Here is a 23,620-nt window from a genome sequence, read left to right as displayed (position 1 = left end):
GCGGTCACTCCGTGGAACGCGGCAGGCTGCGGCCGCTCGCGGCGTCGAAGGCGAGGAGGCGCTCGAGGCGCGGGGCGAGCCCGAGGCGCTCGCCGGTCGAGAGGCCGCGCGCCTGCGCCGCCGGCACGCTCGCGCGGATCTCGAGGCCGGCCGCCTCGAAGGTGAGCGCGGCGCGCACGCCGAGCGGCTCGATGTCGGTCAGGGTCGCCTCGGCGGCGCCGGCACGCGGCGGGCCGATCGTCAGATCCTCCGGCCGCAGACCCGCCTCGAACCCGGTGCGCGTGCCGAGCCCCTTCGCGAGCGCGATCGGCGCGGGAAAGGTCGTGTCGAGGAGGCGCAGCCGCCCGGTATCGAGGCCCGCGGGGACGAGATTGATCTCGGGCGCGCCGACGAAGCGGGCGACCGCGCGATCGGCGGGCGCGTCGTAGATCTCCTGCGGGCTGCCGATCTGGCGCACGCGGCCCTCCATCAGGACGACGATCGTGTCCGCGAGCGCCAGCGCCTCGACGAAGTCGGGCGTCGCGAGGAGGAAGGTCGCGCCGTTCTCGCGCTGGATGCGCCGCAATTCCGCGCGCAGTTCGACCCGCAGCATGGCGTCGAGCGAGGAGAGCGGCTCGTCGAGGAGGAAGAGCGCCGGATCGCGCACGAGCGCGCGGGCCAAGGCGATGCGCTGGCGCTCGCCGCCGCTCATCGTGCGCGGCAAGCGCCCCAGCACGTGGGCGATGGCGAGCTTGGCCGCGACCGCCCGCACCCGCTCCTCGACGGTCTCCCGCGGGAGCCCGCGCAGGAGGAGCGGGCTCGCGATGTTCTGAAAGCCGGTCTTGTTCGGGTAGAGCGCGAGATTGTCGAAGATCATCGCGACGTCGCGGGCGCGCGGCTCCAGCCCGTCGAGCGGCCGCCCGTCGAGCGCGATCGCGCCCTCCTCCGGCTCCTCGAGACCGGCGATGCAGCGCATCGTCGTCGTCTTGCCCGCGCCCGCCGGGCCGAGCAGCACGACGAAGCCGCCCTTCGGCACGCGGAACGCGACCTCGTCGAGCGCGAGATGCTTGCCGAAGCGCTTCGAGAGGCGCTCGACCAGAAGTCCATCCGTCCTCACGAGAGCCTCCCCGATGCCGGATGAGCGAGGTTGCGCCCGCTCTCGCCGCAGAAGACGACGATCGCGTCGGATGCGAAGGACACCGATACCCGCGCGCCCTCCTGCGGCCGGCGCCGCGCCTCGACGAGCGCCACGAGACGCACGTCGTCGATCCCGAGCGTGACGACGGCCTCGGGGCCGCGCGGGGAGACCGAGAGGATGCGGCCCTCGACGGCGCCGGCGGTCGAGGGCTCGTGCGGATCGGCGATCGCCAGAGCCTCGGGGCGGATGCCGAGCACGATCGCCTCCTCGGCGGGCGCCCGCGCGAGCGCGAGCGGGGAGAGCGCGACGTCGATCCGCCCGCGCGAGAAGCGCGCGCCGTCCGCATCGCGCACGAGCGCCCCCTCGACGAGGTTCATGCCCGGCGAGCCGATGAAGCGGGCGACGAAGACGTGCTCGGGCGCGTCGTAGACCTGCGCGGTCGGCGCGTATTGCCGGATCTTGCCCGCGCTCATCACCGCTATGCGGCTCGCGAGCGAGAGCGCCTCGACCTGGTCGTGGGTGACGTAGACGATGGTCAGGTCGATCTCGCTCTGGAGGCGCCGCAATTCGCGCCGCATCGCGAGCCGCGCCTCCGCCTCGAGATTCGAGAGCGGCTCGTCGAGGAGGAGGATCGCGGGGCGCGTCACCAGCGTGCGGCCGATGGCGACGCGCTGGAGCTGCGAGCCGCCGAGCCGCGAGGCCTTCTCGCGCAACGTATCGGTGAGCCCCAGGAGCTCCGCCGTCTCGCCGACGCGCCGCGCGATCTCCGCCTTGGGCAGGCCGCGGACCGAGAGCCCGAAGGCGAGGTTGTCGGCGACGCTCATATGGGTGAACACCGCGTAATCCTGGAAGACGAGGCCGACGTCGCGGCGCCCGGCGGGCACGTCGACGACCGAGCGCCCGTCGATGCGGATGTCACCCGCGCTCGGCCGCTCGAGCCCGACGATCATCGAGAGCGCCGTCGACTTGCCGCAGCCGGAGGGGCCGAGCAGCGCGACCGTCTCGCCGCGCTCGACCACGAGGTCGATCCCGTCCACCGCGACGACGGCGCCGTCGGAATAATCCTTGCGGATGCCCGCAAGCTCGAGCTTGGGCGCGCTCATCGCTTCACCGCTCCGAAGGTCATGCCGCGCGCGAGCTGCTTCTGGATGAGGAAGCCCGCGATCACGAGGGGGGCCATGGCGATCACCGCGAGCGCGGCCTGGACGCCGAACAGGGTGCCGGCGGTCGCCGTGACGTATTTGGCGAGGCGCACGGGGATCGTCTCGATGCTCGAATAGGAGAGCACCAGGGCGAACAGGAATTCCGACCAGTTGAGGATGAAGATGAACAAGGTCGTCGCGAACAGCCCGCCGCGGATCAGCGGGATCGTCACGGTCAGATGCGCGGAGAGCCGCGAGCGTCCGTCGATCATCGCCGCCTCCTCGACCTCGCGCGGGACGTCGTCGACGAAGCTTTTGAGCATCCAGGTCGAGAAGGGCAGCGTCACCGCGACGTAGATCGCGACGAGGCCGACATAGCTGTCGATGAGCCGCGCGCTCGAGAACACGATCACGAAGGGCACCGCCATCGCGGCCGGCGGCACCATGCGGCCCGACAGGATCGCGAGCGGCGTGAAGCGGCCACCGGTGGCGTAGCGCGAGAGCGCGATGGCGGCGGCGAGCCCGATCGCGACCGAGAGCACGGTCGCGATGCTGCTCGCCAGCAGCGAGCCGAGGACGGCGCCCGTCGCCGCCTCGCTGACGCCGCCGACCCCGTAGACACGCAGCGCGTCCGGATCGAACAGCGTCTGGAAATTGACCAGCGTCGGCTCGGAGGGCACCCAGATCGCGGGCGCCGCGTTCCAGTCGGTGGGCGGCTTGAGCGCCGTCATCACGATCCAGAAGATCGGGAAGAGGGTGATCGCGAGCGCCGCGGCGAGGACGAGGGCGAGAGCGGGGGTGAGCGGGCGCGTCGGCATCAGCGGCGCTCCTCGAGGAGGACGTTGCGGACGGGGGTGAGCATCAGGTGCACGAGCACGAGCGTGCCGACGAGCACGAGGAAGGCCGCCGCCGCGCCGTAGGCGAGCTGGAAATCGTTGAAGGCGAGCTTGTAGATGTACAGGCTGATCGTCTCGGTCGACGTGCCCGGCCCGCCGCGGGTGAGCATGAAGACTTCGTCGAAGAGCTTGACGACTTCCATGCCGCGGATGACGAAGGCGATGACGATCACCGGCGCGAGCATCGGCAGGACGACGCGGAAGAAGACCTGCCGCGGCGAGGCGCCCAGGATCGTCGCCGCGCGCACGGGGTTCTCCGGCACCGCGTTCAGGCCCGACAGGAGGATGAGGAAGAAGAGCGGCGTCCAGTGCCAGACTTCCGTCACGACGATCGTCGCGCGTGCGGTCCAGGCCGAGCGGAACCATTCCGGCGCGCTGCCCGGGCCGAACGCGAGCTCGATCACCTGGTTGATCGGCCCGTTCGACTGGAAGAGCATCCAGAAGGTGTAGCCGACGACCACCGGCAGCACCATCATCGGCGTCAGGAGGAGCGAGAACAGCACCGACTTGCCGCGGAAGGAGCGCATGAACAGAACCGCGAGGCCGAGCCCGATCAGGAATTCGAGCGACAGACAGACGATCGCGAAAGCGAGCGTGCGCCCCACCGCCTCGACGAAGCGCGTGTCGTAGACGAGCAACTCCTCGTAGTTCATGAGACCGACGAATTCCGCGTTCAGCAGGGAGCCGCGCGTCGGCGTCCAATCGGTGAAGCTCATGTAGAGCGCCACCACGAGCGGCACGATCAGCACGAAGAGCGAGACGAGCTGGCTCGGCAGGAGCAGCGCCCGCGCGATCCGCGCGCGCCGCGTCGTCCGCTTGCGCGGCAGGGCCGGGGAGGAGGCCAGCAGCGGCGCGGCCTCGACATGCGCGTTCATGGTGTCGCCTCTCTCGAGAGGTGGGTGCGGAGGGGCGGAGTCCTTCGGACCCCGCCCGGCGCCGTGCGGCGCGTCAGGTCCACTTCGTGACGCCCGCCGCTTCCTTGATCGGGTCGGCGAGGTTCTGGGCGAGCGCGAGCCAGGCGGAGCGCACCTTCTCGCGGCCGACGCGGCGGGTGATCCGATCGAAGGCGCGGGCCGCGTCGTCGAGCGCCGCCTTCGGCGCCTTCTCGCCCGTCATGCAGGCATGGACTTCCTTGTCGAGCGCGTCCTGGTACTCGAAGCCGCCCGGCAGGCAGAAATCCGGCACGGTGTTGACCATGTTGTCGTAGAGGGTGTCGAGATAAGGCTGCGTGTAGGTGTCCACGAGCCGCGGCGTCGGCTGCTTCATGTGGTTCACGCGATAGGGGTCCGAATAGCCGCCGAGATAGGGGATGGCGTCCGCCGAGATCGTCGGCGAGGTCATCCATTGCGCATAGGCGTAGGCGAGCTCGGGATTGGCCGAGTACTTCGACACCGCGTAGCCGTAGCCCCAGCAGAACAGGCCCGCATGGAGCTTGCGGCCGTCGGGGAGGAAATCGGCGGGCATCACGGTGGCGGCGATCTTGCCCGTCGTGGCGGGGCCCGTCGACGGCGCTCGCGAATACTTGAAGCCCGACGGCCAGACGATGTTCATGAAGCCCTCGCCCCGGCCGAAGGCGTTGTAGTTCGACGACCAGGTGAAGCTGAACGCGTCCGGGTGCAGGTACTGGTTCACGGCGAGCATGTCCTCGAGCGCGGCGAGGCCCTCGTCCGAGTTGAAGGTCGGGTTCATATCGCCGTCGAAATACAGCCGACCCTTCGACATCAGCCGCTGCATGAACATCCACTTGACGTAATAGCGCGAGCGGTATTCGAGGCTGCCGTAGAAGCCGTTCGCCGGATCGTGCATGAACTCGGCGAGTTCGTGGTATTCGCGCCAGGTCAGCGGCACGCCGATCGGTCGGCCGTAGCGGTCCGCGAAGGCCTCGGCCTTGGCGTCCATCATGTCCTGGCGGCACAGAAGCGTGATCTGGTCGCCGTCGTTGAGGAGGCCCGCCACGCGGCCGTTGTAGAGCTGCGCGTGGTGGCTCGCCGGGAAGACGACGCCGAATTCCGGGTTGAAGAGCTCGGGATTGTACTTCTCCACCCACTCCGTCAGGTCGAAGATCACGCCGGCGTCGATCCAGTCCGGATAGGACATCGCGGTCGGCATCATCACGTCGTAGGTGCCGGTTCGGGCGACCGCCTCCTGCATGCCCTTGGTGTGGACGACCTCGTCGGGCTCCTCGATGAACTGGAGCTGGATGTCCAACTCGTTCTTCCACTTGTCGACATAGGGCGTCATGTTGCCGATCGACCCCGTCGGGATGAGGAGGGTGAGCGTGCGCTTCGTCGCGCGCGCCGCCGCCTCCTTGGCGAGCGCCCAGGCGCGCTCCTCCGGCCCCGAGATCGCGGCGAAGGCCCGCGCGGCGCCGAGCGGCGACTGCACGAGCACGTTGGCGATGGCGGTCGAGACGCCGAGCGCGCCGAGCCGGCCGAGAAAGCCACGCCGGGTCATTCCGCCGGCCTCGTAGGCGGCGATGGTCTGCTCGATTTTCAAGCGGTCCTTGCTCATGATCCCCTCACAGGTTTGCGGCTTGCCGGTTCGTCACCAGCAATGGTTTCGGCGCGAAGGCGGTCTCTCGCGCCGCAGATGTGTGCGGCGCGTCATGCGGGCGCTCGGATAAGTAGACGTACCGATACTTGCTCAGTGCCGGCCGGATTCGCCGGAACACTTGTCTGCCCAACATATGATCTTGCTTTCACGTGCCAGGTCAGTGCCAATTTGATCTTCGTGAGGGAGCCAATCCGACGGCGTCCCACGGGGAGTTCAGACCATGTCCCGCACCGCCGACCATGGGGCGCTTTTCGCGATCGACATCGCGCCCCGCGATGCCGCTCCGCTGCACCGCCGGATATCGGACGCGCTGAGGACGGGCATCGAAGCGGGGCGCCTGCCTGCGGGCACGCGTCTGCCCTCGACGCGGACGCTCGCGAGCGAGTGGAAGGTCTCCCGCAACACCGTCCTGCAGGTCTTCGAGACGCTGACGGCGGAGGGCTATCTCGCCGGCCGCGTCGGAGACGGGACCTACGTCGCCGCGCTCGCCGCCGCGCCGCCGGTCGCCGCCGCGTCCGAGCCCGGAAGCGGGGCCGCGAGCGGAACCTACCCCTTCCGCTCCGTGTCCCAGCGCGGGCGCATCCTCATCGCCCAGAGCGTCGGCACCCTCTCCGAGCGGCCCGTGCCCTTCATGCCGGACGTGCCCGACCTGCGCGCCTTCCCGTTGCGCTCCTGGCTGCGCATCATGAACGAGGTGAGCGGCCGCTTGACCGGGAGCGTGCTCGTCGACGTCTCCAATGCCGGCTACGGGCCCCTGCGCGAGGCGATCGCCCGGCATCTGCGGGTAACGCGCGACATCGTCTGCACGCCGGAAGAGATCATCGTCACCACCGGCTCGCAGCAGAGCCTCGACCTCGTCACGCGGCTCCTGGTCGAGCGCGGCGATCCCGTCTGGATCGAGGATCCGGGCTATTTCGGCACCCGCGCCGCGATCGCGGCGAACGGCTGCAGCGTCGTCCCGGTGGCGACGGACCGCGAGGGCCTCGTGGTGGAGGACGCCGTCGGGCGCATGCCCGCGCCGCGCATGATCGTCGTGTCGCCGGCCCGCAACTACCCGCTGGGCGACCGCCTCTCGCCGGATCGTGCGAAGGCTCTGCTCGAACACGCCTATGGCTGCGGCGCCTGGATCGTGGAGGACGATTACGATTCCGATTTCGTCTATGGCGGTCCGCCGCATCGGCCGCTTCGCAGCCGCGACCCGCAACAGCGGGTCGTCTATGTCGGCACCTTCTCGAAGACGATGCTACCCTCCTTCCGGCTCGGCTTCATCGTGGCGCCGTCCGATCTCGCGGCCGATTTCGCCAGGGCGCGCGCCGTCGTCGATCGGCACGCTCCGATCCTCGAACAGATGGTCCTCGCCGAGTTCATGCATCGCGGGCTCTATGCGGCGCATCTGCGCCGCATGCGGGCGATCTACGGCGCGCGCCAGGCGGCGCTCGTCGCCGTCCTGCGCGAGGAACTCGGCTACGAGGTGCCACCCTCGCAGCTCGCGGCCGGAATGCATCTCGTCCTGCCGCTCGCCCCCGGCGAGGACGACATCGCCTTGGCGCGTCTCCTCGCGGGGCGCGGCGTCATGGCGCGTCCCCTGTCGATCTACGGGGTCGGCATCGAGCGCCGACGGGGGCTGTTGCTCGGCTATGCCGGTTTCGAGGAGAGCGAGATTCGCCGGTCGGGAGCAGCGCTTCGAGACCTGGCCGGGAGGATCGCCGACCACGCGTCCCGCGGCATCTAGCGCGCGCGTCGCCCTCCCCAGCCTCACCGGCCCAGATTGAACACCCGATGCGGCACGAACTCGCCGCGCTCGATGGTGCCGGTCGAGACGAGCACGCCGCCGCAGGTGGCATAGGCCTGGCCCTCGATCGGGGCATCGCGGCCGCGCAGGATCACCGACTGGCCGCGCATCAGGCGGGCGGCGGCGTCGCGGGAGACCGGGACCTCGTCGATCTCGCCGAGCGCGGTCTGCACCGGCAGAACCACATCGGCGAGATCCGGCGTCTCCCCGGCCTCGGCGGCCGCGCGCAGGGCCTCGAGATCGGCGACCTCGATCGCGTCCTCCTCGGTGAAGGGGCCGACGCGGGTGCGGCGCAGGGCCGAGACGTGGCCGAAGCAGCCGAGCGCGAGGCCGAGATCGCGGGCGATCGCGCGCACATAGGTGCCGCGCCCGCATTCGGCCTCGAACACGCTCGTCTCGCCGTCGTGATGCACGAGGGAGAGCCGGTCGATCTCGACGGGCCGCGCGACGAGCTCCACCGCCTCCCCGTCGCGGGCGAGGTCGTAGGCGCGCTCGCCCGCGATCTTGATCGCGGAGAAGCGGGGCGGGACCTGCATGATCTCGCCGACGAAATTCGGCAGGAGCGCCTCGATCGCGTCCGCGGCGGGGCGCGCGTCCGAGCGGGCGACGACGACGCCCTCCGCGTCGTCGGTGTCGGTCTGCGCACCCCAGGCGACGGTGAAGAGATAGGCCTTGCGGCCGTCCATCACGAAGGGGACGGTCTTCGTCGCCTCGCCGAGCGCGATCGGCAGGAGGCCCGAGGCGAGCGGATCGAGCGTGCCGGCATGGCCGGCCTTCTTGGCATTGAGCGCGCGCTTGACGATCGCGACGGCCTGCGTCGAGGTCGTGCCGACCGCCTTGTCGAGCACCACCCAGCCGTTCACGTCGCGGCGCTTGGGGCGATCGCCCTGGCGCTGACCGCGGCGCGGGCCGCGCGGCCCGCTGCCCTCGGCCGGCCGCTCGTCCTGCGGGCTCTTCGTCTCGCGATCCTGCGTCATCGTCACTCGTTCTCGCCCTTCTTGGCCGCGCGCGTTTCCTCCGCGGCGTCGGTCTCGACATCGTCGTCCCCGTCCACGCCTGCCTTCTCGACGTCGCGGCGGACCGGCTCCGAGCGCAGCAGCGCGTCGATGCGCGCGGCCTCGTCGAAGCTCTCGTCGCGGCGGAAGCGCAGCTCGGGGGCGAATTTCAGGTTCACGCGGCGGGCGACCTCGCCGCGCAGGTGCTTGCGGGCCCGATCGAGCGCGGCGAGGACCTCGGCCTCGTCGCGGCCGCCGAGCGGCATCACGTAGGCGGTCGCGAGCTTGAGATCCGGCGACATCCGCACCTCGGGGATGGTCACCACGTGGCGCGCGAGCACGGGATCGGGCACGTCGCCGCGAGCGAGAACCTCGGCGAGCGCATGACGGACGAGCTCCGCCACCCGGCTCTGGCGTTGGGTGGGGCCGGCGGCTGCGAAACGTTTGGCCATGGGGCGCCTCCTTCGTCGAGCGGGCGCGATGCGAAGAGGAGCGCCGGCGTGGAGGATGAGCGACGCTCCGCGCGCCGCGGCGAATCGAACGCCGCGGCGCGCGGAGGAACGGAGCGGAGCGCGAAGAGGCTCAGAGGGTCCGACGGATCTCCTCGACGCGATAGCACTCGATCACGTCGCCCTTGCGCATGTCCTGGTAGTTCTCGAAGGCCATGCCGCATTCCTGGCCGGCCAACACCTCGCGCGCATCGTCCTTGAAGCGCTTGAGCTGCGAGAGCTTGCCCTCGTGGATGACGACGTTGTCGCGGATGAGGCGCACGTGGGCGCCCTTCTGCACGACGCCGTCGAGCACGCGGCAACCCGCGACCTTGCCGACCTTCGAGACGTTGAACACCTCGAGGATCTGCGCCTCGCCGAGCCGCTCCTCGCGCAGCTGCGGCGGCAGCATGCCCGACATGACGGCTTTGATGTCGTCCACGAGGTCGTAGATGATGTTGTAGTAGCGCACCTCCACGCCGGCCCGCTCGGAGGCCTCGCGGGCCTCCTTGTGGGCGCGCACGTTGAAGCCGAGCACCACCGCGCCGGACGCCTCCGCGAGCGTGACGTCCGATTCCGTGATGCCGCCGACGCCCGCATGGATGACGCGCGCCGCGACCTCGTCGTTGCCGATCTTCTCGAGCGCGCCGATGATCGCCTCGACGGAGCCCTGCACGTCGCCCTTGACGACGAGCGGCATCTCCTTGCGGCCGGCGCCTTCGCGCAGGTCGCGCATCATGTCGGCGAGCGAGCGCGTGGCCGAGCCGGTGCGGGCGGCGAGCCGCTCGCGCTTCTGGCGGGTGCGGTACTCGGTGATCTCGCGGGCGCGGGCCTCGTTCTCGACGACCGCCACGCGGTCGCCGGCCTCGGGCGTGCCGTTGAAGCCGAGCACCTCCACCGGAACCGACGGACCGGCCTCCTTGACCTGATCGCCGACATCCGAGACGAGCGCGCGCACGCGGCCCCATTCGGCGCCCGCGACGACGATGTCGCCGGTGCGCAGGGTGCCACGCTGGACGAGCACGGTCGCCACCGGGCCGCGGCCGCGATCGAGCTTGGCCTCGACGACCGTGCCTTCGGCGGCGCGATCCGGATTGGCCTTGAGATCGAGGATCTCGGATTGCAGCTGCAGACCCTCGAGCAGCTCGTCGAGACCCGCGCCGGTCAGCGCGGAGACCTCGAATTCGAGCGTCTCGCCGCCCATCGATTCCACCTGCACGTCGTGCTGGAGGAGCTCGGTGCGCACCCGCTGGGGGTTGGCGGAGGGCTTGTCGATCTTGTTGATCGCCACGATCATCGGCACGCCGGCCGCCTTGGCGTGGGAGATCGCCTCGACCGTCTGCGGCATGACGCCGTCGTCGGCCGCGACGACCAGCACGACGATGTCCGTCACCTTGGCGCCGCGGGCGCGCATCGCGGTGAAGGCCGCGTGGCCGGGCGTGTCGATGAAGGTCACCTTGCCGCCCGACGGGCTCGTCACCTGATAGGCGCCGATGTGCTGGGTGATGCCGCCGGCCTCGCCGGAGACGACGTTCGTCTTGCGGATCGCGTCGAGCAGCGAGGTCTTGCCGTGGTCGACGTGGCCCATGATGGTCACGACCGGCGGGCGGGAGACCTGATCCTCGAGCACGTCGGCCTCGGCGAAGAGGCCCTCCTCGACGTCCGACTCGGCGACGCGCTTGACGGCGTGGCCCATCTCCTCGGCGACGATCTGAGCCGTGTCCGCATCGATCACGTCGGTGATCTTGTGCATCTCGCCCTGCTTCATCAGCAGGCGGATCACGTCGACCGCGCGCTCGGCCATGCGGTTGGCGAGCTCCTGGATGGTGATCGTCTCGGGGATGATCACCTCGCGGGAGATCTTCTCGCGGGTCTCCGCCTGGCCCTTGCCCTGCAGGCGCTGCATGCGGCGCTTGAAGGAGGCGACCGAGCGCGTGCGCTCCTCGTCGCCGGCGAGCGCCTTCGTCACGGTCAGGCGACCGCGGCGACGGTCGTCGGCGCCCTTGGTGGGCTTGGGAACGGGAGGCGCCTTGACGGCACCCTTGCGGGCGCGCGGCGCCTCCTCCTCGGCGGGAGCGGCGGCGGGACGGCCGCGCGCGGCGGGGGCTCCTTCGGGACGCGCGCTCGCGGGACGCGCGGGCTCGGCGGCCTTCGCCTCGACGGGCTTCTTCTCGGGCTCCGGCTCGGGCGCGGGGCGCGCCATCGAGTCGAGGCTCGGCGGACGACGGCTGTCGCCGCGCGGAACGGTCTGATGCGGAAGGCCGACGCGGGTGCTCGCCGCCGGTCGACCCTCGCGCGCCACCGGGCGAGCGGGACGGGCCGCGGCGGCAGCCTGCGCCGCGGGCGCTTCGCCGGTGCTCGGCGCGGCGGAAGCGGGCTGAGCGGGGGCGGCCTCGGCGACCGTCTCCGGCTTCGCGCTTTCCGACTTCGCCGTTTCGGACTTGGCGGCGGCCTCGGCTTCGGAGCGGCGACGCGCCTCCTCGGCCTCGGCGCGGCGGCGCTCCTCCTCCTCCGCCCGGGCCTTGGCCTCGGCGGCGACGCGGGCGCGCTCCTCCTCCTGGCGGCGACGCTCTTCCGCCTCGCGGCGGCTGCGCTCCTCCTCCTCGCGACGACGGGCGTCGACGAGCGCGGCGGCGCGGGCGTCGCGCTCGCTCTCGGAGAGGGAACGGAGCACCATCGCACCCGGACGCGTCGGCGCGCCGGGGCGTGCCTTCTGCGGCGCCGGCGCAGCCGGCTTGGGCGCGGCGGCGGGTGCCGTCGCGGTCTCCTTCGCCGACGCCTCGCCGGGCGCGCGAACGGAACGCTTGCGCTCCACGACGACCTGCTTGGTGCGGCCGTGCGAGAAGCTCTGACGCACGGTGCCCTGCTCCACGCGGGGCTTGATGCTCAGAGTCTTCTGGGGCGCGTGCAGCGTCTTGTCGCCCGGGGTCTTGGTATCACTCATTCCGCTCACGATCCTGCGGGTTCGTATCGTCGACGTCGCCGGCCTCGTCGAGAGGCGCGGCATGCATGGCGAGGGATCCGCGATAAACGCAAAGCCGTCGCCAGCGCTCGATGAAGAGCGCGCTTCCGGCGCCCGCGACGAGGGCAGCATGTATCACATGAGACCGCCCCATTGCCAAATCCAAATCGTGGCTTTCGAGCACATCCACGACCGGAATCGACGAAGCGGCCTCTCCCAGGCGCCGTCGCAACGCCTGAGAAACCTTCCTGCGGCCGTCCGCCGCTGCTTCCGCAGCATGGACGACCGCGACGATGCCCCCCCCGGCGGCCGCCGCCTCCACCTTGCCGAAGCCGGTGACGGCGCAGCCCGCCTTGTTGGCGAGCGCGAGCCCCTGCCGCAGATCGGCGAGGAGCGCCGCGTCGATCGCGTCGGCGAGCCCGTCGGGGACCGCCACCGCGCTCTTCAAGCCGCGGGCGAAGAGGCGACGTTTCACCGCGCTCTCCACCGCGTCGCGACGCGCCGACACCCAGACTCCGCGTCCGGGCAGCTTGCGCCGCAGGTCCGGCATGACGACGCCCTCGGGCGAGGCCACGAACCGGATCATCTCGTCGGGCGCGCGCACCTCGCGTGTCGCGATGCAGGTGCGGCGAGGCTCGTTGCGCGGCACGCCCGTCTCGTCCTCGTTACCTTTCCGGCCTCAGCTCGGATGAGCCTGGGAGGCGGTCTCCTCGGAGCCGTCCCCCTCGACACCGTCCTCGTAGCCCTCGTCCGCCGCGTCCTCGACGACCGGCGCCTCGATCCAGCCCGCACGCACGCGCGCGTCCATGATCATGGCCTCGGCCTCCGCGCGGGAGATCTCGAACCCGTCGAGATAGCCCTTGTGGCGCACGGCCTCGGCGCCGCGGCCCTCGGTATAGCCGACGAGATCGTCGGTCGCGCAGCCGGCGAGGTCTTCGATCGACTTGACGTCGTTCTCGCCGAGCGCGACGAGCATCGCCGTGGTGACGCCCTCGACCTCGCGCAGCTCGTCCTCGACGCCGAGCTCGACGCGACGCGCGTCGTGCTCCGCCTCGAGCTTCTCGAGATGCTCCTGGGCGCGGGTCTGGATCTCCTGCGCCGTCTCCTCGTCGAAGCCCTCGATCGAGGCGATCTCGGCGAGGTCCACGTAGGCGATCTCGTCGATCGTGCGGAAGCCCTCGGAGGCGAGGAGCTGGGCGACGACCTCGTCGACGTCGAGCGCGTTCATGAACAGATCGGTGCGCTCGGCGAATTCCTTCTGGCGGCGCTCGGATTCCTCGGCTTCCGTCAGGATGTCGATGTCCCAGCCGGTGAGCTGCGAGGCGAGGCGCACGTTCTGGCCGCGCCGGCCGATGGCCAGCGAGAGCTGGTCGTCGGGCACCACCACCTCGACGCGCTCGGCCTCCTCGTCGACCACGACCTTGACGACTTCCGCCGGCTGGAGCGCGTTGACGATGAAGGTCGCCTCGTCCGTCGACCAGGGGATGATGTCGATCTTCTCGCCCTGCAATTCGCCGACGACGGCCTGCACGCGCGAGCCGCGCATGCCGACGCAGGCGCCGACCGGGTCGATCGACGAATCGCGCGAGATCACGGCGATCTTGGCGCGCGAGCCCGGATCGCGGGCCACCGCCTTCACCTCGACGATGCCGTCGTAGATCTCCGGCACTTCCTGGCCGAAGAGCTTGGCCATGAATTGCGGATGGGTGCGCGACAGGAAGATCTGCGGCCCGCGCGTCTCGCGGCGCACGTCGTAGACATAGGCGCGGACGCGGTCGCCGGGGCGGAAGGTCTCGCGCGGGATCAGCTCGTCGCGGCGCACGATCGCCTCGGCGCGGCCGAGATCGACGATAACGTTGCCGTACTCGACGCGCTTGACGGCGCCGTTGACGATCTCGCCGATGCGGTCCTTGAACTCGTCGTACTGACGGTCGCGCTCGGCGTCGCGCACCTTCTGCACGATCACCTGCTTGGCCGATTGCGCGGCGATGCGGCCGAAGTCGAAGGGGGGCAGCGCCTCGGCGATGAAGTCGCCGATCATGGCGGCGGGGTTCTTGCGGCGCGCCTCCTCGAGGGTGATCTCGACCGCGTCGTTCTCGATCTTCTCGACCACGTGCAGGAGGCGCGAGAGCGCGATCTCGCCGGTGCGCGGATTGATCTCGGCACGGACCTCGGTCTCGCTGCCGTAGCGGGAGCGCGCGGCCTTCTGGATCGCGTCCTCCATCGCGGCGAGCACGATCTGGCGATCGATCACCTTTTCGCGGGCGACCGCGTCGGCGATCTGCAAGAGCTCGAGCCTGTTGGCGCTGACGGCCATCGAAGTCACTCCTTCGTGACGGGGTCGTTGTCGTTGTGCGAGGGGCGCGCGTCCGAGGTCTCGTCCTCGTCGCCCTCCACCTCCTCGGTCTCGTCGGCCCCCTCCTGGGAGGGCGCCGTGCCGCGGCGCAGGCTCTCGCGCACGAGCTCGTCGGTCAGGACGAGCCGCGCCTCGCCGATCTCGGCGAGCGGCAGCCGGGCGATGCGCTCGGCCTCGTCCTTGGCGTCCGGCAATTCGACGAGGGCACGCTCGCCGTCCACGCCGCGCACGATGCCACGATAGCGCTTGCGGCCGTCCTGCGCGACCGCCATCTCGATCTTCGCCTCGTGGCCGGCCCAACGCTCGAAATCGCCGGGGCGCACGAGCGGGCGGTCGATGCCTGGAGAGGAGATCTCCAGATGGTAGGCGCGGTCGATCGGGTCGTCGACGTCGAGCGCCGGCGACACCGCGCGGCTCACCGTCTCGCAATCGGCGACGCTCATCGTGCCGTCCGGCCGCTCGGCCATGATCTGCACGGTGCAGCCGTTCTGCCCCGACACCTTCACCCGCACGAGGCGAAAGCCGAGATCGACGATCACGGGCTCGACGATCGCCGCGACACGGGCCGCGACGCCGCTCTCGGTGATCAGGCGCTCTTCGGTACGATCGGTCACGTGGCTCCTCGGTCTGCCTTGCGTCTCGTTTGGTCCGGACGTCGTGCCGCGGCACCGCGCGGGCTTCGCCGCAGCGGGGCCCCGAAACGACAAGGGAGCGGACCCGGCGGGGCCCACTCCCGTGAAACGACGCTCGCGCGCCGCTACCAGAGCTGACAAGGCGGCATATACAGGCACCCGCCCCGGATTTCAAGACCGGATACGCCGCCCGAGCGCACCCGCCCCTCAGATCTGCTGCACTTCGCGGATGTCGGGCAGGAAATGCCGCAGGAGGTTCTGGATGCCGTGCTTGAGCGTCGCGGTCGAGGAGGGGCAGCCGGCGCAGGCGCCCTTCATGCCGAGATAGACGATCCCGTCGCGATAGCCGCGGAAGACGATGTCGCCGCCGTCGCCCGCGACCGCCGGGCGGATGCGGGTCTCGATCAGATCCTTGATGGTCGCCACCGTGTCGGCGTCGGAGGTCTCGTAGAACTCCTCCTCGCCCTCGCCCGCCATCGGCGTGCCGGCGGCGAGCACCGGGCGGCCCGACATGAAATGCTCCATGATCGCGCCGAGGATCGCGGGTTTGAGGTGCTGCCACTCGCCCTCGCCCTTGGTGATCGTGATGAAATCGTAGCCGAAGAACACGCCGACCACCCCCGGCACCTGGAACAGGCGCTCGGCCAGCGGCGAGCCCTGCGCGCCCGCGGCCTCGCGCGCGTCGAAGGTGCCGTTCTCCATCACCACCCGTCCGGGCAGGAACTTGAGGGTGGCGGGGTTCGGGGTCGCTTCGGTCTGGATGAACATGGCGTATCCGGGGTGCTTTTGGGGGTCGTCTCGAATGTGGCGCCGCGCGGGCGCGGGATCAAGGGGAGGGCGAGGGTGCCCGACCGTAGCCCTCATGATTGATATCGTGATCGCCAATTGATATCGTGTGTATCCTAGAGGAGGTGCCGATGGCCTCGGTTCTCGTCCGCAACCTGTCCGACGAGACGCACCGCGCCTTGAAGGCTCGTGCGTCCATGAACAATCGCAGCACGGAAGCGGAGATCCGCGCGATCCTCGACGCCGCCGTTCGTCCTGCCGAACGTTTGCGCCTCGGCACCACGATCGCCGAGACGAGCCGATCCCTCGGGCTCACCAACGCCGATGTCGAGGCGATCGAGAGACGCGAGCACCGCGACCCGGCGGAACCCATGCGTTTCGATTGAGGCTCGGCGGACGCGGCTCGCATGATTCTCCTCGATACGAACGTCGTCTCCGAGGCGATGAAGCCCGATCCCCATCCTGCCGTGCAGGCTTGGCTGGACGCGCAGGCAGCGCAGACGCTGTTCCTCTCCAGCGTGACGGTCGCCGAGCTGTCGTTCGGCGTGGGAGCCTTGGCCAAAGGAAAGCGCCGGGACCTGCTCTCGGCCGCGCTCGAGGGGGTGCTGCGCCATTTCGAGGGACGCGTCCTGCCGTTCGACCTCGCGGCGGCGCAGTCGTTCGGAGAGCTGTCGGTGAGGGCGCGGATCGCCGGACGCGGATTCCCGATGCCGGACGGTTACATCGCCGCAATCGCCGCCGCGCGTCGCTTCTCGCTGGCGACGCGGGACGCGAGCGCCTTCGAGGCGGCCGGGCTCGTCGTCATCGACCCGTGGTCCTCCGCAGCCCGCTGAAACCCGGGCTCTGACACCCGGCCCCTGACACCAGGCCCCTGACACCCCGCCCCGCAAGTGCGATGCTCTCACGGCCACGCTCGTCGAAGGGGCTCTTTCCATGCTGCACGGCTTCGTTCTTCTCGTCCTCTTCCAATATGGCGGGGAGGCGCTCGCGCGGCTCGCCGGGGTGCCGACGCCGGGGCCGGTAATCGGTCTCGCGGCGCTCGCGCTTCTCGGCGCGCTCTGGCCGCTCCTGCAGAAGACCGTCGAGCCGACCGCGGACGCGCTCCTGCGCCATCTCTCGCTCCTGTTCGTGCCGGCGGGCGTGGGCGTGCTCCAGCATCTCGACCTCTTGTCGGCCGCGCTCGTCCCGCTCCTCGCCGTGCTCGTCCTCTCGACGCTGATCACGATGGGCGTCACGGCGCTCGTCTTCGCGCTCCTGGCGAGACCGCAGCCCGGCGTCGCGAGCGGCGGGGAGGCGCCCCGATGAGCCCGGACATCGTCCCGGTCCCCGTCGCGGCGGCCGAGTTCTGGGTGTTCCTCGCCCAGTCGCCGCTCTTCTGGCTCGCGTTGACGCTCGGCGCCTATCTCGTCGCCGACACGCTCTCGGCGCTCTCGGGGCGCAACTCGCTCGTCAACCCGGTCCTGATCGCGATCGCGATCATCGGAGCGGTGCTTCTCGCCACCGGGACCGCCTACGAGACCTTCTTCGCGGGCGCGCAATTCGTGCACGTGCTGCTCGGCCCCGCGACGGTGGCGCTCGCGATCCCGATCCTGCGGCACCGGGCGCAGATCCGCGCCAATCTCCTGCCGCTCGCCGTCGCGCTCGTGGTGGGGGCGGGCGTGGGGATCGCGAGCGCGGTGGGCCTCGCCATCGCCTTCGGGCTCGACGGCGCGCTCGTCGCCTCGCTCGCGCCGAAATCGGTGACGGCGCCGATCGCGATGGGGGTCGCGCGCGAACTCGGCGGCATCGCCGAGCTCACCGCCGTCCTCGTGATCGCGACGGGCATCATCGGCGCGGCCCTCGTCACGCCGGTGCTGAACCTCCTGCGCGTGCGCGATTTCCGGGCCCGCGGCTTCGCCGTCGGGCTCGCGGCGCACGGCATCGGGACCGCGCGCGCCCTGCAGGTGAGCCCGGTCGCCGGCACCTTCGCGGGGCTCGCGATGGCGCTCAACGGGCTCGTCACCGCGCTCGCGGCGCCGTGGCTGGTGCGCTGGCTCGCAGGCTGACGGCGCGGCTCAGGCGCGGCTCACATGGCCGAGCCGACGGCCTCCGCGCCGGACGGCTCGCGTCCGAGCGCGGCGGCGATCATCGCGAAGGCGTCGTCGCTCGACCAATGGGCCGGACCCTTGAGGATCGCGAGCTCGCAATTGCGCTCGCCGATCAGGATCGTGGTCGGCAGCCCCACCAGATGCCCGGTGCGCTGGAGCGCCTGCATCAACCGGCCCTCGTGCTCGGCGTAGAAGGCGAGATTGTCGATGCCGTGCTCGGCGAGCCATTGCCGCGGGCGCTCGAGATTGCGGGTGTCGACATTGATCGCGACGACCTCGAAATCCTCGCCGCCGAACGTCGCCTGCAATTCGTCGAGCGCCGGCATCTCCTCGCGGCAGGGTGCGCACCAGGTCGCCCACAGATTGACGAGCACGGTCCGGCCTTCGAAGGCGGCGAGGCTCGTCGGCTCGCCCGCGGGCCCGGTGAAGGTCATCTCGGGGGCGAGCCGGGGGCTCGCGTGAACCGAGACGGCGGCGACCTCGCCGCGGGCGGTCGGCGCGAGGCGGGTCAGCGTCTCGCTCGCGGGAATGCAGGCCTGCGCCACCGCTTCGGTGTTGCGGCCGGTCAGCGTCACGGCTAGGACAGCCGCTGCGGCGAGCGCGCCCACGCCGATCAGCGCGGCGGGGATGCGGGAGCGGGGGCGTTGCGTCTTCGTGTCTGTCTCGTCGGTCATCGGTCTGTCGAGCTCGAGGGGGCACGCGTGAGCAATCGGATGTGGGGTGGTCGCTTCGAGAGCGGCCCGGCCGAGATCATGGAGGAGATCAACGCCTCCATCGACTTCGACAAGCGTCTCGCGACCCAGGACATCCGGGGTTCTCTCGCCCATGCGGCGATGCTGGGCAAGACGGGTATCCTGTCGCAGGAGGATGTGGCGGCGATCGAGGGCGGTCTCAAGACGATCGCGGCCGAGATCGAGGCCGGGACGTTCACGTTTTCGCGGGCGCTCGAAGACATCCACATGAACATCGAGTCGCGGCTGCGCGACCTGATCGGCCCCGCCGCCGGGCGCCTCCACACGGCGCGCTCGCGCAACGATCAGGTCGCGACCGACATGCGGCTGTGGGTGCGCGACACGGTCGACGCGCTCGACGCCCAGATCGCCGACCTCCAGGAGGCGCTCGCGACCAAGGCCGCCGAATTCGCCGCCGCGGTGATGCCGGGCTTCACCCACCTGCAATCGGCCCAGCCCGTCACCTTCGGCCACCATTGCCTCGCTTATGTCGAGATGCTCGCCCGCGATCGCGGGCGGCTGCGGGACGCGCGCGCGCGCCTCAACGAGTGCCCGCTCGGCGCCGCCGCGCTCGCCGGCACGTCCTTCCCGATCGACCGCCACATGACCGCCCAGGCGCTCGGCTTCGACCGGCCGACGGCGAACTCGCTCGATTCGGTCTCCGACCGCGATTTCGCGCTCGAGACGCTCTCGGCTGCCGCGATCTGCGCCATGCATCTCTCGCGGCTCGCGGAAGAGATCACGCTGTGGATGACGCCGCAATTCGCCTTCATCAAGCTGTCGGACAAGTTCACGACCGGCTCCTCGATCATGCCGCAGAAGCGCAATCCGGACGCGGCCGAGCTCGTGCGCGGCAAGGCCGGGCGCGTCTTAGGGGCGCTGCAGGGGCTGCTCGTCGTGATGAAGGGCCTGCCGCTGACCTATTCGAAGGACATGCAGGAGGACAAGGAGGGCGTCTTCGACGCGCTCCAGACGCTCTCGCTCTGCCTCGCCGCCATGGCCGGCATGATTCGGGATCTCGAGCCCGATACCAAGGCGATGAAGAAATGGGCGGGCGCGGGCTTCTCCACCGCCACCGACCTCGCCGATTGGCTCGTGCGCGTCCTCGCGCTGCCCTTCCGCGACGCCCACCACGTCACGGGCCGCCTCGTCGGCCTCGCGGCGAGCAAGGGGGTGGGGCTCGAGAAGCTGACGCTGTCCGAGATGCAGGAGGTCGAGCCGCGCATCACGCAGGAGATCTTCGGCGTGCTCGGCGTCGAAAAGTCCGTCCGCAGCCGCGTCAGCCACGGCGGCACCGCGCCCGCGAACGTGAAGCGCGAGGCGCGGCGCTGGCTCGCGCGGCTCGCGAAGGAAGCGGAGAAGCGGCGGGGGTGAGGGGACTCACCCGCCGGCGGGGCGCGGCCGCACCACCCTTCGCATCTACGCCTTCCCACCTGCGACTCGATCCGCTAGGCTCGCGCGCATGACGACGACGAAGGCCAAGGATCGCGCGCGCGAGCTGGAAGAGGCGTTGCGGGCGCGGGGGGTGCGGATCACGCGGCAGCGGGCCGCGCTCATCGACGTGCTCGCCGATGCCGAAGACCATCCCGACGCGAGCGAGCTGCATCGCCGCGCGCAGGCGATCGACGCCTCCGTCTCGCTCTCGACCGTCTATCGCACGCTCTCGGTGCTCGAACAGCAGAACGTCGTCCACCGGCACGCCTTCGAGGGCGCGCCTTCGCGCTTCGAGACGGCGGACGTGCCCCACCACGACCACATCATCGATCTCGAGACGGGCGGCGTGATCGAATTCCACTCGGAGCGCATCGAGCGGTTGCAGGCCGAGATCGCGGCCGAGCTCGGCTACGAGGTCGTGCGCCACAGGCTCGAGCTGTATTGCCGCAAGAAGCGGCGCTGAGCCCCTCAGCCCGCGGGCGTCGCGAGCACCCGCGCCAGATCCGCCGACAAAGTCTCGACGAGCGGCCCGAGGTTCTCGCGGCGGGAGCGGCGCACGCGCTCGGCCTGGAGGATGGCGACGAGGTCGCGGAAGGTGCGGTCGAGATCGTCGTTGACGAGGACGTAGTCGTAATCCGTCCAGCGGGCGATCTCGTCGCGCGCCGTGGTCAGGCGGCGGCGGATGGTGGCCGGGTCGTCCTCCGCGCGGCGCGCGAGGCGCTTCTCCAATTCGGCGATCGAGGGCGGCAGGATGAACACGCTCGCGACGTCGGGCCGCATCGTCTCGTAGAGCTGGAGGGTGCCCTGGACGTCGATGTCGAAGAGCACGTCGCGGCCCTCCTCCAGCGCCGCCTCGACCGGCGCGCGCGGGGTGCCGTAATAATTGCCGTGCACCTGGGCGTGCTCGAGCAGCTCGCTGCGCTCGACCATCAGGTGGAAATCGCGCTCGGAGATGAAGCGGTAATGCACGCCGTCGACCTCGCTCGGCCGGCGCGGGCGCGTGGTGACCGAGACCGACATGCCGATCGACTTGTCGGTCTCGAGCAGGAGCCGCGCGAGCGTCGACTTGCCCGCGCCGGACGGCGAGGCGATGATCAACATGACGCCGCGGCGGGTGCGGGCGAAGGCGGTCGTCTCGGCGCTCATGGGATCACTCCACGTTCTGGACCTGCTCGCGCAGCTGCTCGACCGCCGCCTTGAGCGACAGCCCGATGCGCGACAGCCCGACATCGTTCGCCTTGGCGCACAGGGTATTCGCCTCGCGGCCGAATTCCTGGGCGAGGAAATCGAGCTTGCGGCCGACCACGCCCCCCTCGTCGAGGAGCGCGCGCGCCTGCTCGACATGGGCGGCGAGGCGGTCGAGCTCCTCGCGGATGTCGGCGCGCGTGGCGATCAGCACGGCCTCCTGGTGGAGGCGATCGGGGTCGAGGGCCGTCCCCGTCTCGAGGAGCGCCGCGACCTGCGCGGAGAGACGCGCGCGGATCGCTTCCGGCGCGCGCCCGGGATGGGCCTCGGCCTGGGCGACGAGCGAGGCGATCGCGTCGATCTGGCCGCGGATCACGCTCTCGAGCGCGGCGCCCTCGCCGGCCCGCGCGCCGACGAGCGCCTCGGCGAGTTCGGGCAGGGCGGCGGCGAGATCGGCCTCGAGGGCGGCGGCGAGGTCGGAATCGTCCCCCTCCTCGATCTCCACGATGCCGCGCACGGCGAGGAGCCCGTCGAGGGTCGCCGGCGCGATGCCGTCGGGCAGGCGAACGGCCTTGAGGGCGGCAACCAGGCTCTCCAGCGCCTCCACGTCGAGGCGGGCGCGGGCGCTGCGGCTCGCGCGGGTCAGCGTCAGCGAGAGCTGGATCTGGCCGCGGCCGAGGCGCTGCGCGAGCGCGCGCCGCGCCGCCTCGCCGATCGCGTCGTAGCCGGGGGGCACGCGCAGGCGGATCTCGAGGCCGCGGCCGTTGACCGCTTTCGCCTCGAAGGCCCAGGCATAGGGCCCGGTCGTCCCCGCCACCCGGGCGAAGCCCGTCATGCTCGCGATCGTCACGTCCTGCCTGCCTTCCGCCGCCGCTGGGCGCGGACCATAATCGCCCGCGCGCGCGCTCACAAGCGCGGCGCCCCGTTCCGTCGGCCGCTCATTGCGCCGGGCGCGGCGGCGGCAGCGGCGGGACGGCGGCGGCCGTCGCGGCGGCCGGCGTCGCGGAGGGCAGCGGCAGCTCGCCCGGCAGCGGCTCGAGCTCGGGGACGCGCTGGGGCGAATCGAGATCGAAGCTGCGATTGGCGAGGGGGTCCAGCGGCGTTCCCTCCGACACGTCGGCGGGATTGGTCGCGAGGACCGGGACGAGCGCCGCCGGGGCGGGCCCGCCCGTCGGCAGCGCGCCCTGCCGCTCGAGCGCCGGATCGTCCTCGGGCACGTCGGCGGGATCGACGGCGTCCGTCGGCCCGCTCTCGCCGCGGGAGCGCTCGATCTGGCGCCAGCGCGCCACCGCGCGCCGGTGCTGCTCGTAGGTCTCCGAGAAGGCATGGCCGCCGGTGCCGTCGGCGACGAAGAAGAGGTCGTTCGTCCGCGAGGGATTGGCGACCGCCTCCATGGCCGCGCGGCCCGGATTGGCGATCGGGGTCGGCGGCAGGCCGTGAATGACGTAGGTGTTCCACGGCGTCGGCTGCTGGATCTCGCTGCGCCGGATGCCGCGGCCGAGCGTGCCCACGCCGCCGACGAGCCCGTAGACGATCGTCGGGTCCGATTGCAGGCGCATGCCCCGCCGCAGCCGGTTGACGAAGACGCCGGCCACGCGGGGGCGCTCGTCGGCGCGCCCGGTCTCGCGCTCGACGATGGAGGCGAGGATGACGAGCTCCTCGGGGCTCTCGAGCGGCAGGCCGTCGATGCGCCGCTCCCAGATCTCGGCGAGCACCAGCTCCTGCGAGCGGCGCATCAGGTCGACGATCTGCTGGCGGCTCATGCCGCGCTCGAACTTGTAGGTGTCGGGCAGGAGCGAGCCCTCGGGGGGAATCTCCGCGATCTCGCCGACCAGGATCTCGTTCTGCCGCAGGCGCTCCACGATCTGGAAGCTGGTGAGGCCTTCGGGGATCGTGACCGTGTAGAGGACCGCGTGGCCCTCGGTGAGGACCTCGATCGCCTCCTTGATGCTGGCATTGGCCCGGAACATGAACTCGCCCGCGCGCAGACGGCCCTGCTGACGGTTGAGGACGGCGTAGGCCTGGAACAGGAGCGGCTGCTCGATGATGCCCTCGCGCCGCAGGAGCTGGGCGATGTCGCCCATGCCCGAATTGCGCGGCACGACGAGGACCCGGTCCTCGGTCAGAGGCCCTGGGGCGTTGGCCTGCTGGGCGAGGACGAAGAGCGCGACGAGCGCCGCCACGGCGGTGATCGCGAGGAGGCTGAACAAGCCCGACAGCGTGGCGAGGAGACCGCCGCGCGGCCGGCCGATCCGGCGCGGCGGCGGCGGCGGCGCCACCTGCGGCTTGATGGCCTCGTTCGGCGAGCGCGGCGCGATGCGCGGCTGCTCGGCCGGGGTGGACGGGCTCTGCGGCGCCCTCTCGGGCGGCGGGGTCGTCTCTCTGCGTCCGAACATGGGCTCACGTCTGGCGTTTCGGCGCCGGATCGATCCGGCCCGCATCGAGCCGAACTGATCCAGCAATG

At 71.0% G+C, this 23,620-nt stretch carries 23 protein-coding genes; 7 read left to right on the top strand and 16 right to left on the bottom strand.

Going from position 1 to position 23,620, the window contains the following annotated elements; all coding sequences use genetic code 11:
- Positions 1–4 precede the first annotated feature (4 nt).
- From ACK4UM_RS09960 to ACK4UM_RS09940, 5 genes are all read right to left on the bottom strand, one after another.
- Positions 5–1,096 (bottom strand): ABC transporter ATP-binding protein, encoded by a 1,092-nt coding sequence (locus ACK4UM_RS09960; RefSeq protein ID WP_409798314.1) that lies wholly within the window; start codon positions 1,094–1,096, stop codon positions 5–7.
- The gene (locus ACK4UM_RS09955; protein ID WP_409798312.1) at positions 1,093–2,220 is read right to left on the bottom strand and encodes an ABC transporter ATP-binding protein; all 1,128 of its coding nucleotides are present in this window, start codon (positions 2,218–2,220) and stop codon (positions 1,093–1,095) included. The genes ACK4UM_RS09960 and ACK4UM_RS09955 overlap by 4 nt, the downstream gene beginning before the upstream one ends.
- Positions 2,217–3,077, bottom strand: a complete 861-nt coding sequence (locus ACK4UM_RS09950; protein WP_409798310.1) for a carbohydrate ABC transporter permease — start codon at positions 3,075–3,077, stop codon at positions 2,217–2,219. Before ACK4UM_RS09950 ends, ACK4UM_RS09955 begins: the two co-directional genes overlap by 4 nt.
- Positions 3,077–4,030, bottom strand: a complete 954-nt coding sequence (locus ACK4UM_RS09945) for a carbohydrate ABC transporter permease (protein ID WP_409798308.1) — start codon at positions 4,028–4,030, stop codon at positions 3,077–3,079. The genes ACK4UM_RS09950 and ACK4UM_RS09945 overlap by 1 nt, the downstream gene beginning before the upstream one ends.
- A gap of 73 nt (positions 4,031–4,103) precedes the next feature.
- Positions 4,104–5,666, bottom strand: a complete 1,563-nt coding sequence (locus tag ACK4UM_RS09940; protein WP_409798306.1) for an extracellular solute-binding protein — start codon at positions 5,664–5,666, stop codon at positions 4,104–4,106.
- A 262-nt stretch (positions 5,667–5,928) separates the two neighbouring features.
- Between ACK4UM_RS09940 and ACK4UM_RS09935 the strand changes: the two genes are divergently transcribed.
- Positions 5,929–7,440: a PLP-dependent aminotransferase family protein gene (locus tag ACK4UM_RS09935; RefSeq protein WP_409798304.1), complete on the top strand. Its 1,512-nt coding sequence runs from the start codon at positions 5,929–5,931 to the stop codon at positions 7,438–7,440.
- A 23-nt stretch (positions 7,441–7,463) separates the two neighbouring features.
- Here the strand turns inward: ACK4UM_RS09935 and truB are convergent, their stop codons facing one another.
- The 7 genes from truB to ACK4UM_RS09900 all read right to left on the bottom strand — a co-directional run bounded on the left by truB (position 7,464) and on the right by ACK4UM_RS09900 (position 15,701).
- The gene (truB, locus tag ACK4UM_RS09930; RefSeq protein WP_409798302.1) at positions 7,464–8,477 is read right to left on the bottom strand and encodes a tRNA pseudouridine(55) synthase TruB; all 1,014 of its coding nucleotides are present in this window, start codon (positions 8,475–8,477) and stop codon (positions 7,464–7,466) included.
- A gap of 2 nt (positions 8,478–8,479) precedes the next feature.
- Entirely contained in the window at positions 8,480–8,947 is a 468-nt protein-coding gene (gene rbfA / locus ACK4UM_RS09925; RefSeq protein WP_409798300.1) for a 30S ribosome-binding factor RbfA, read from the bottom strand.
- Between the two features lie 130 nt (positions 8,948–9,077).
- Entirely contained in the window at positions 9,078–11,927 is a 2,850-nt protein-coding gene (gene infB / locus ACK4UM_RS09920; RefSeq protein WP_409798298.1) for a translation initiation factor IF-2, read from the bottom strand.
- On the bottom strand, positions 11,920–12,594 hold the full coding sequence (locus tag ACK4UM_RS09915) for an RNA-binding protein (RefSeq protein ID WP_409798296.1): 675 nt from the start codon (positions 12,592–12,594) through the stop codon (positions 11,920–11,922). The genes infB and ACK4UM_RS09915 overlap by 8 nt, the downstream gene beginning before the upstream one ends.
- Before the next feature lie 30 nt (positions 12,595–12,624).
- On the bottom strand, positions 12,625–14,262 hold the full coding sequence (gene nusA / locus ACK4UM_RS09910; RefSeq protein ID WP_409798295.1) for a transcription termination factor NusA: 1,638 nt from the start codon (positions 14,260–14,262) through the stop codon (positions 12,625–12,627).
- A 5-nt stretch (positions 14,263–14,267) separates the two neighbouring features.
- On the bottom strand, positions 14,268–14,915 hold the full coding sequence (gene rimP, locus ACK4UM_RS09905; RefSeq protein WP_409798293.1) for a ribosome maturation factor RimP: 648 nt from the start codon (positions 14,913–14,915) through the stop codon (positions 14,268–14,270).
- A gap of 225 nt (positions 14,916–15,140) precedes the next feature.
- Positions 15,141–15,701: a NifU family protein gene (locus ACK4UM_RS09900; protein WP_409798291.1), complete on the bottom strand. Its 561-nt coding sequence runs from the start codon at positions 15,699–15,701 to the stop codon at positions 15,141–15,143.
- 149 nt (positions 15,702–15,850) lie between these two features.
- Here ACK4UM_RS09900 and ACK4UM_RS09895 point away from each other — a divergent pair, with 149 nt between their 5' ends.
- From ACK4UM_RS09895 to ACK4UM_RS09880, 4 genes are all read left to right on the top strand, one after another.
- A complete protein-coding gene (locus ACK4UM_RS09895; protein ID WP_409798289.1) occupies positions 15,851–16,105 on the top strand; it encodes a FitA-like ribbon-helix-helix domain-containing protein in 255 nt (84 codons plus the stop codon).
- Positions 16,106–16,126: 21 nt separating this feature from the next.
- Complete coding sequence (locus ACK4UM_RS09890) at positions 16,127–16,552, top strand: type II toxin-antitoxin system VapC family toxin (protein ID WP_409798287.1); 426 nt, start codon at positions 16,127–16,129, stop codon at positions 16,550–16,552.
- 100 nt (positions 16,553–16,652) lie between these two features.
- Positions 16,653–17,024, top strand: a complete 372-nt coding sequence (locus ACK4UM_RS09885; protein WP_409798285.1) for a CidA/LrgA family protein — start codon at positions 16,653–16,655, stop codon at positions 17,022–17,024.
- On the top strand, positions 17,021–17,764 hold the full coding sequence (locus ACK4UM_RS09880; protein WP_409798283.1) for an LrgB family protein: 744 nt from the start codon (positions 17,021–17,023) through the stop codon (positions 17,762–17,764). The genes ACK4UM_RS09885 and ACK4UM_RS09880 overlap by 4 nt, the downstream gene beginning before the upstream one ends.
- 20 nt (positions 17,765–17,784) lie before the next feature.
- Here the strand turns inward: ACK4UM_RS09880 and tlpA are convergent, their stop codons facing one another.
- Positions 17,785–18,480, bottom strand: a complete 696-nt coding sequence (tlpA, locus tag ACK4UM_RS09875) for a thiol:disulfide interchange protein TlpA (RefSeq protein WP_409798281.1) — start codon at positions 18,478–18,480, stop codon at positions 17,785–17,787.
- A gap of 27 nt (positions 18,481–18,507) precedes the next feature.
- Here tlpA and argH point away from each other — a divergent pair, with 27 nt between their 5' ends.
- Positions 18,508–19,911, top strand: coding sequence for an argininosuccinate lyase (gene argH / locus ACK4UM_RS09870; RefSeq protein WP_409798279.1), 1,404 nt, complete (start codon positions 18,508–18,510; stop codon positions 19,909–19,911).
- Positions 19,912–19,999: 88 nt separating this feature from the next.
- On the top strand, positions 20,000–20,434 hold the full coding sequence (locus ACK4UM_RS09865) for a Fur family transcriptional regulator (protein ID WP_409798277.1): 435 nt from the start codon (positions 20,000–20,002) through the stop codon (positions 20,432–20,434).
- A gap of 5 nt (positions 20,435–20,439) precedes the next feature.
- On the opposite strand, the gene gmk is transcribed toward ACK4UM_RS09865, so the two are convergent.
- The 3 genes from gmk to mltG all read right to left on the bottom strand — a co-directional run bounded on the left by gmk (position 20,440) and on the right by mltG (position 23,552).
- The gene (gene gmk / locus ACK4UM_RS09860; RefSeq protein WP_409798275.1) at positions 20,440–21,117 is read right to left on the bottom strand and encodes a guanylate kinase; all 678 of its coding nucleotides are present in this window, start codon (positions 21,115–21,117) and stop codon (positions 20,440–20,442) included.
- Positions 21,118–21,121: 4 nt separating this feature from the next.
- Positions 21,122–21,991: a YicC/YloC family endoribonuclease gene (locus ACK4UM_RS09855; RefSeq protein WP_409798273.1), complete on the bottom strand. Its 870-nt coding sequence runs from the start codon at positions 21,989–21,991 to the stop codon at positions 21,122–21,124.
- A gap of 103 nt (positions 21,992–22,094) precedes the next feature.
- Complete coding sequence (gene mltG / locus ACK4UM_RS09850) at positions 22,095–23,552, bottom strand: endolytic transglycosylase MltG (protein WP_409798271.1); 1,458 nt, start codon at positions 23,550–23,552, stop codon at positions 22,095–22,097.
- Between the last annotated feature and the right edge of the window lie 68 nt (positions 23,553–23,620).

The organism is Salinarimonas sp., assembly GCF_046292825.1.
Lineage (GTDB): Bacteria > Pseudomonadota > Alphaproteobacteria > Rhizobiales > Beijerinckiaceae > Salinarimonas.
Note: the sequence above shows the minus strand (reverse complement) of the source record. Positions and strands in the feature narration are given on the sequence as shown.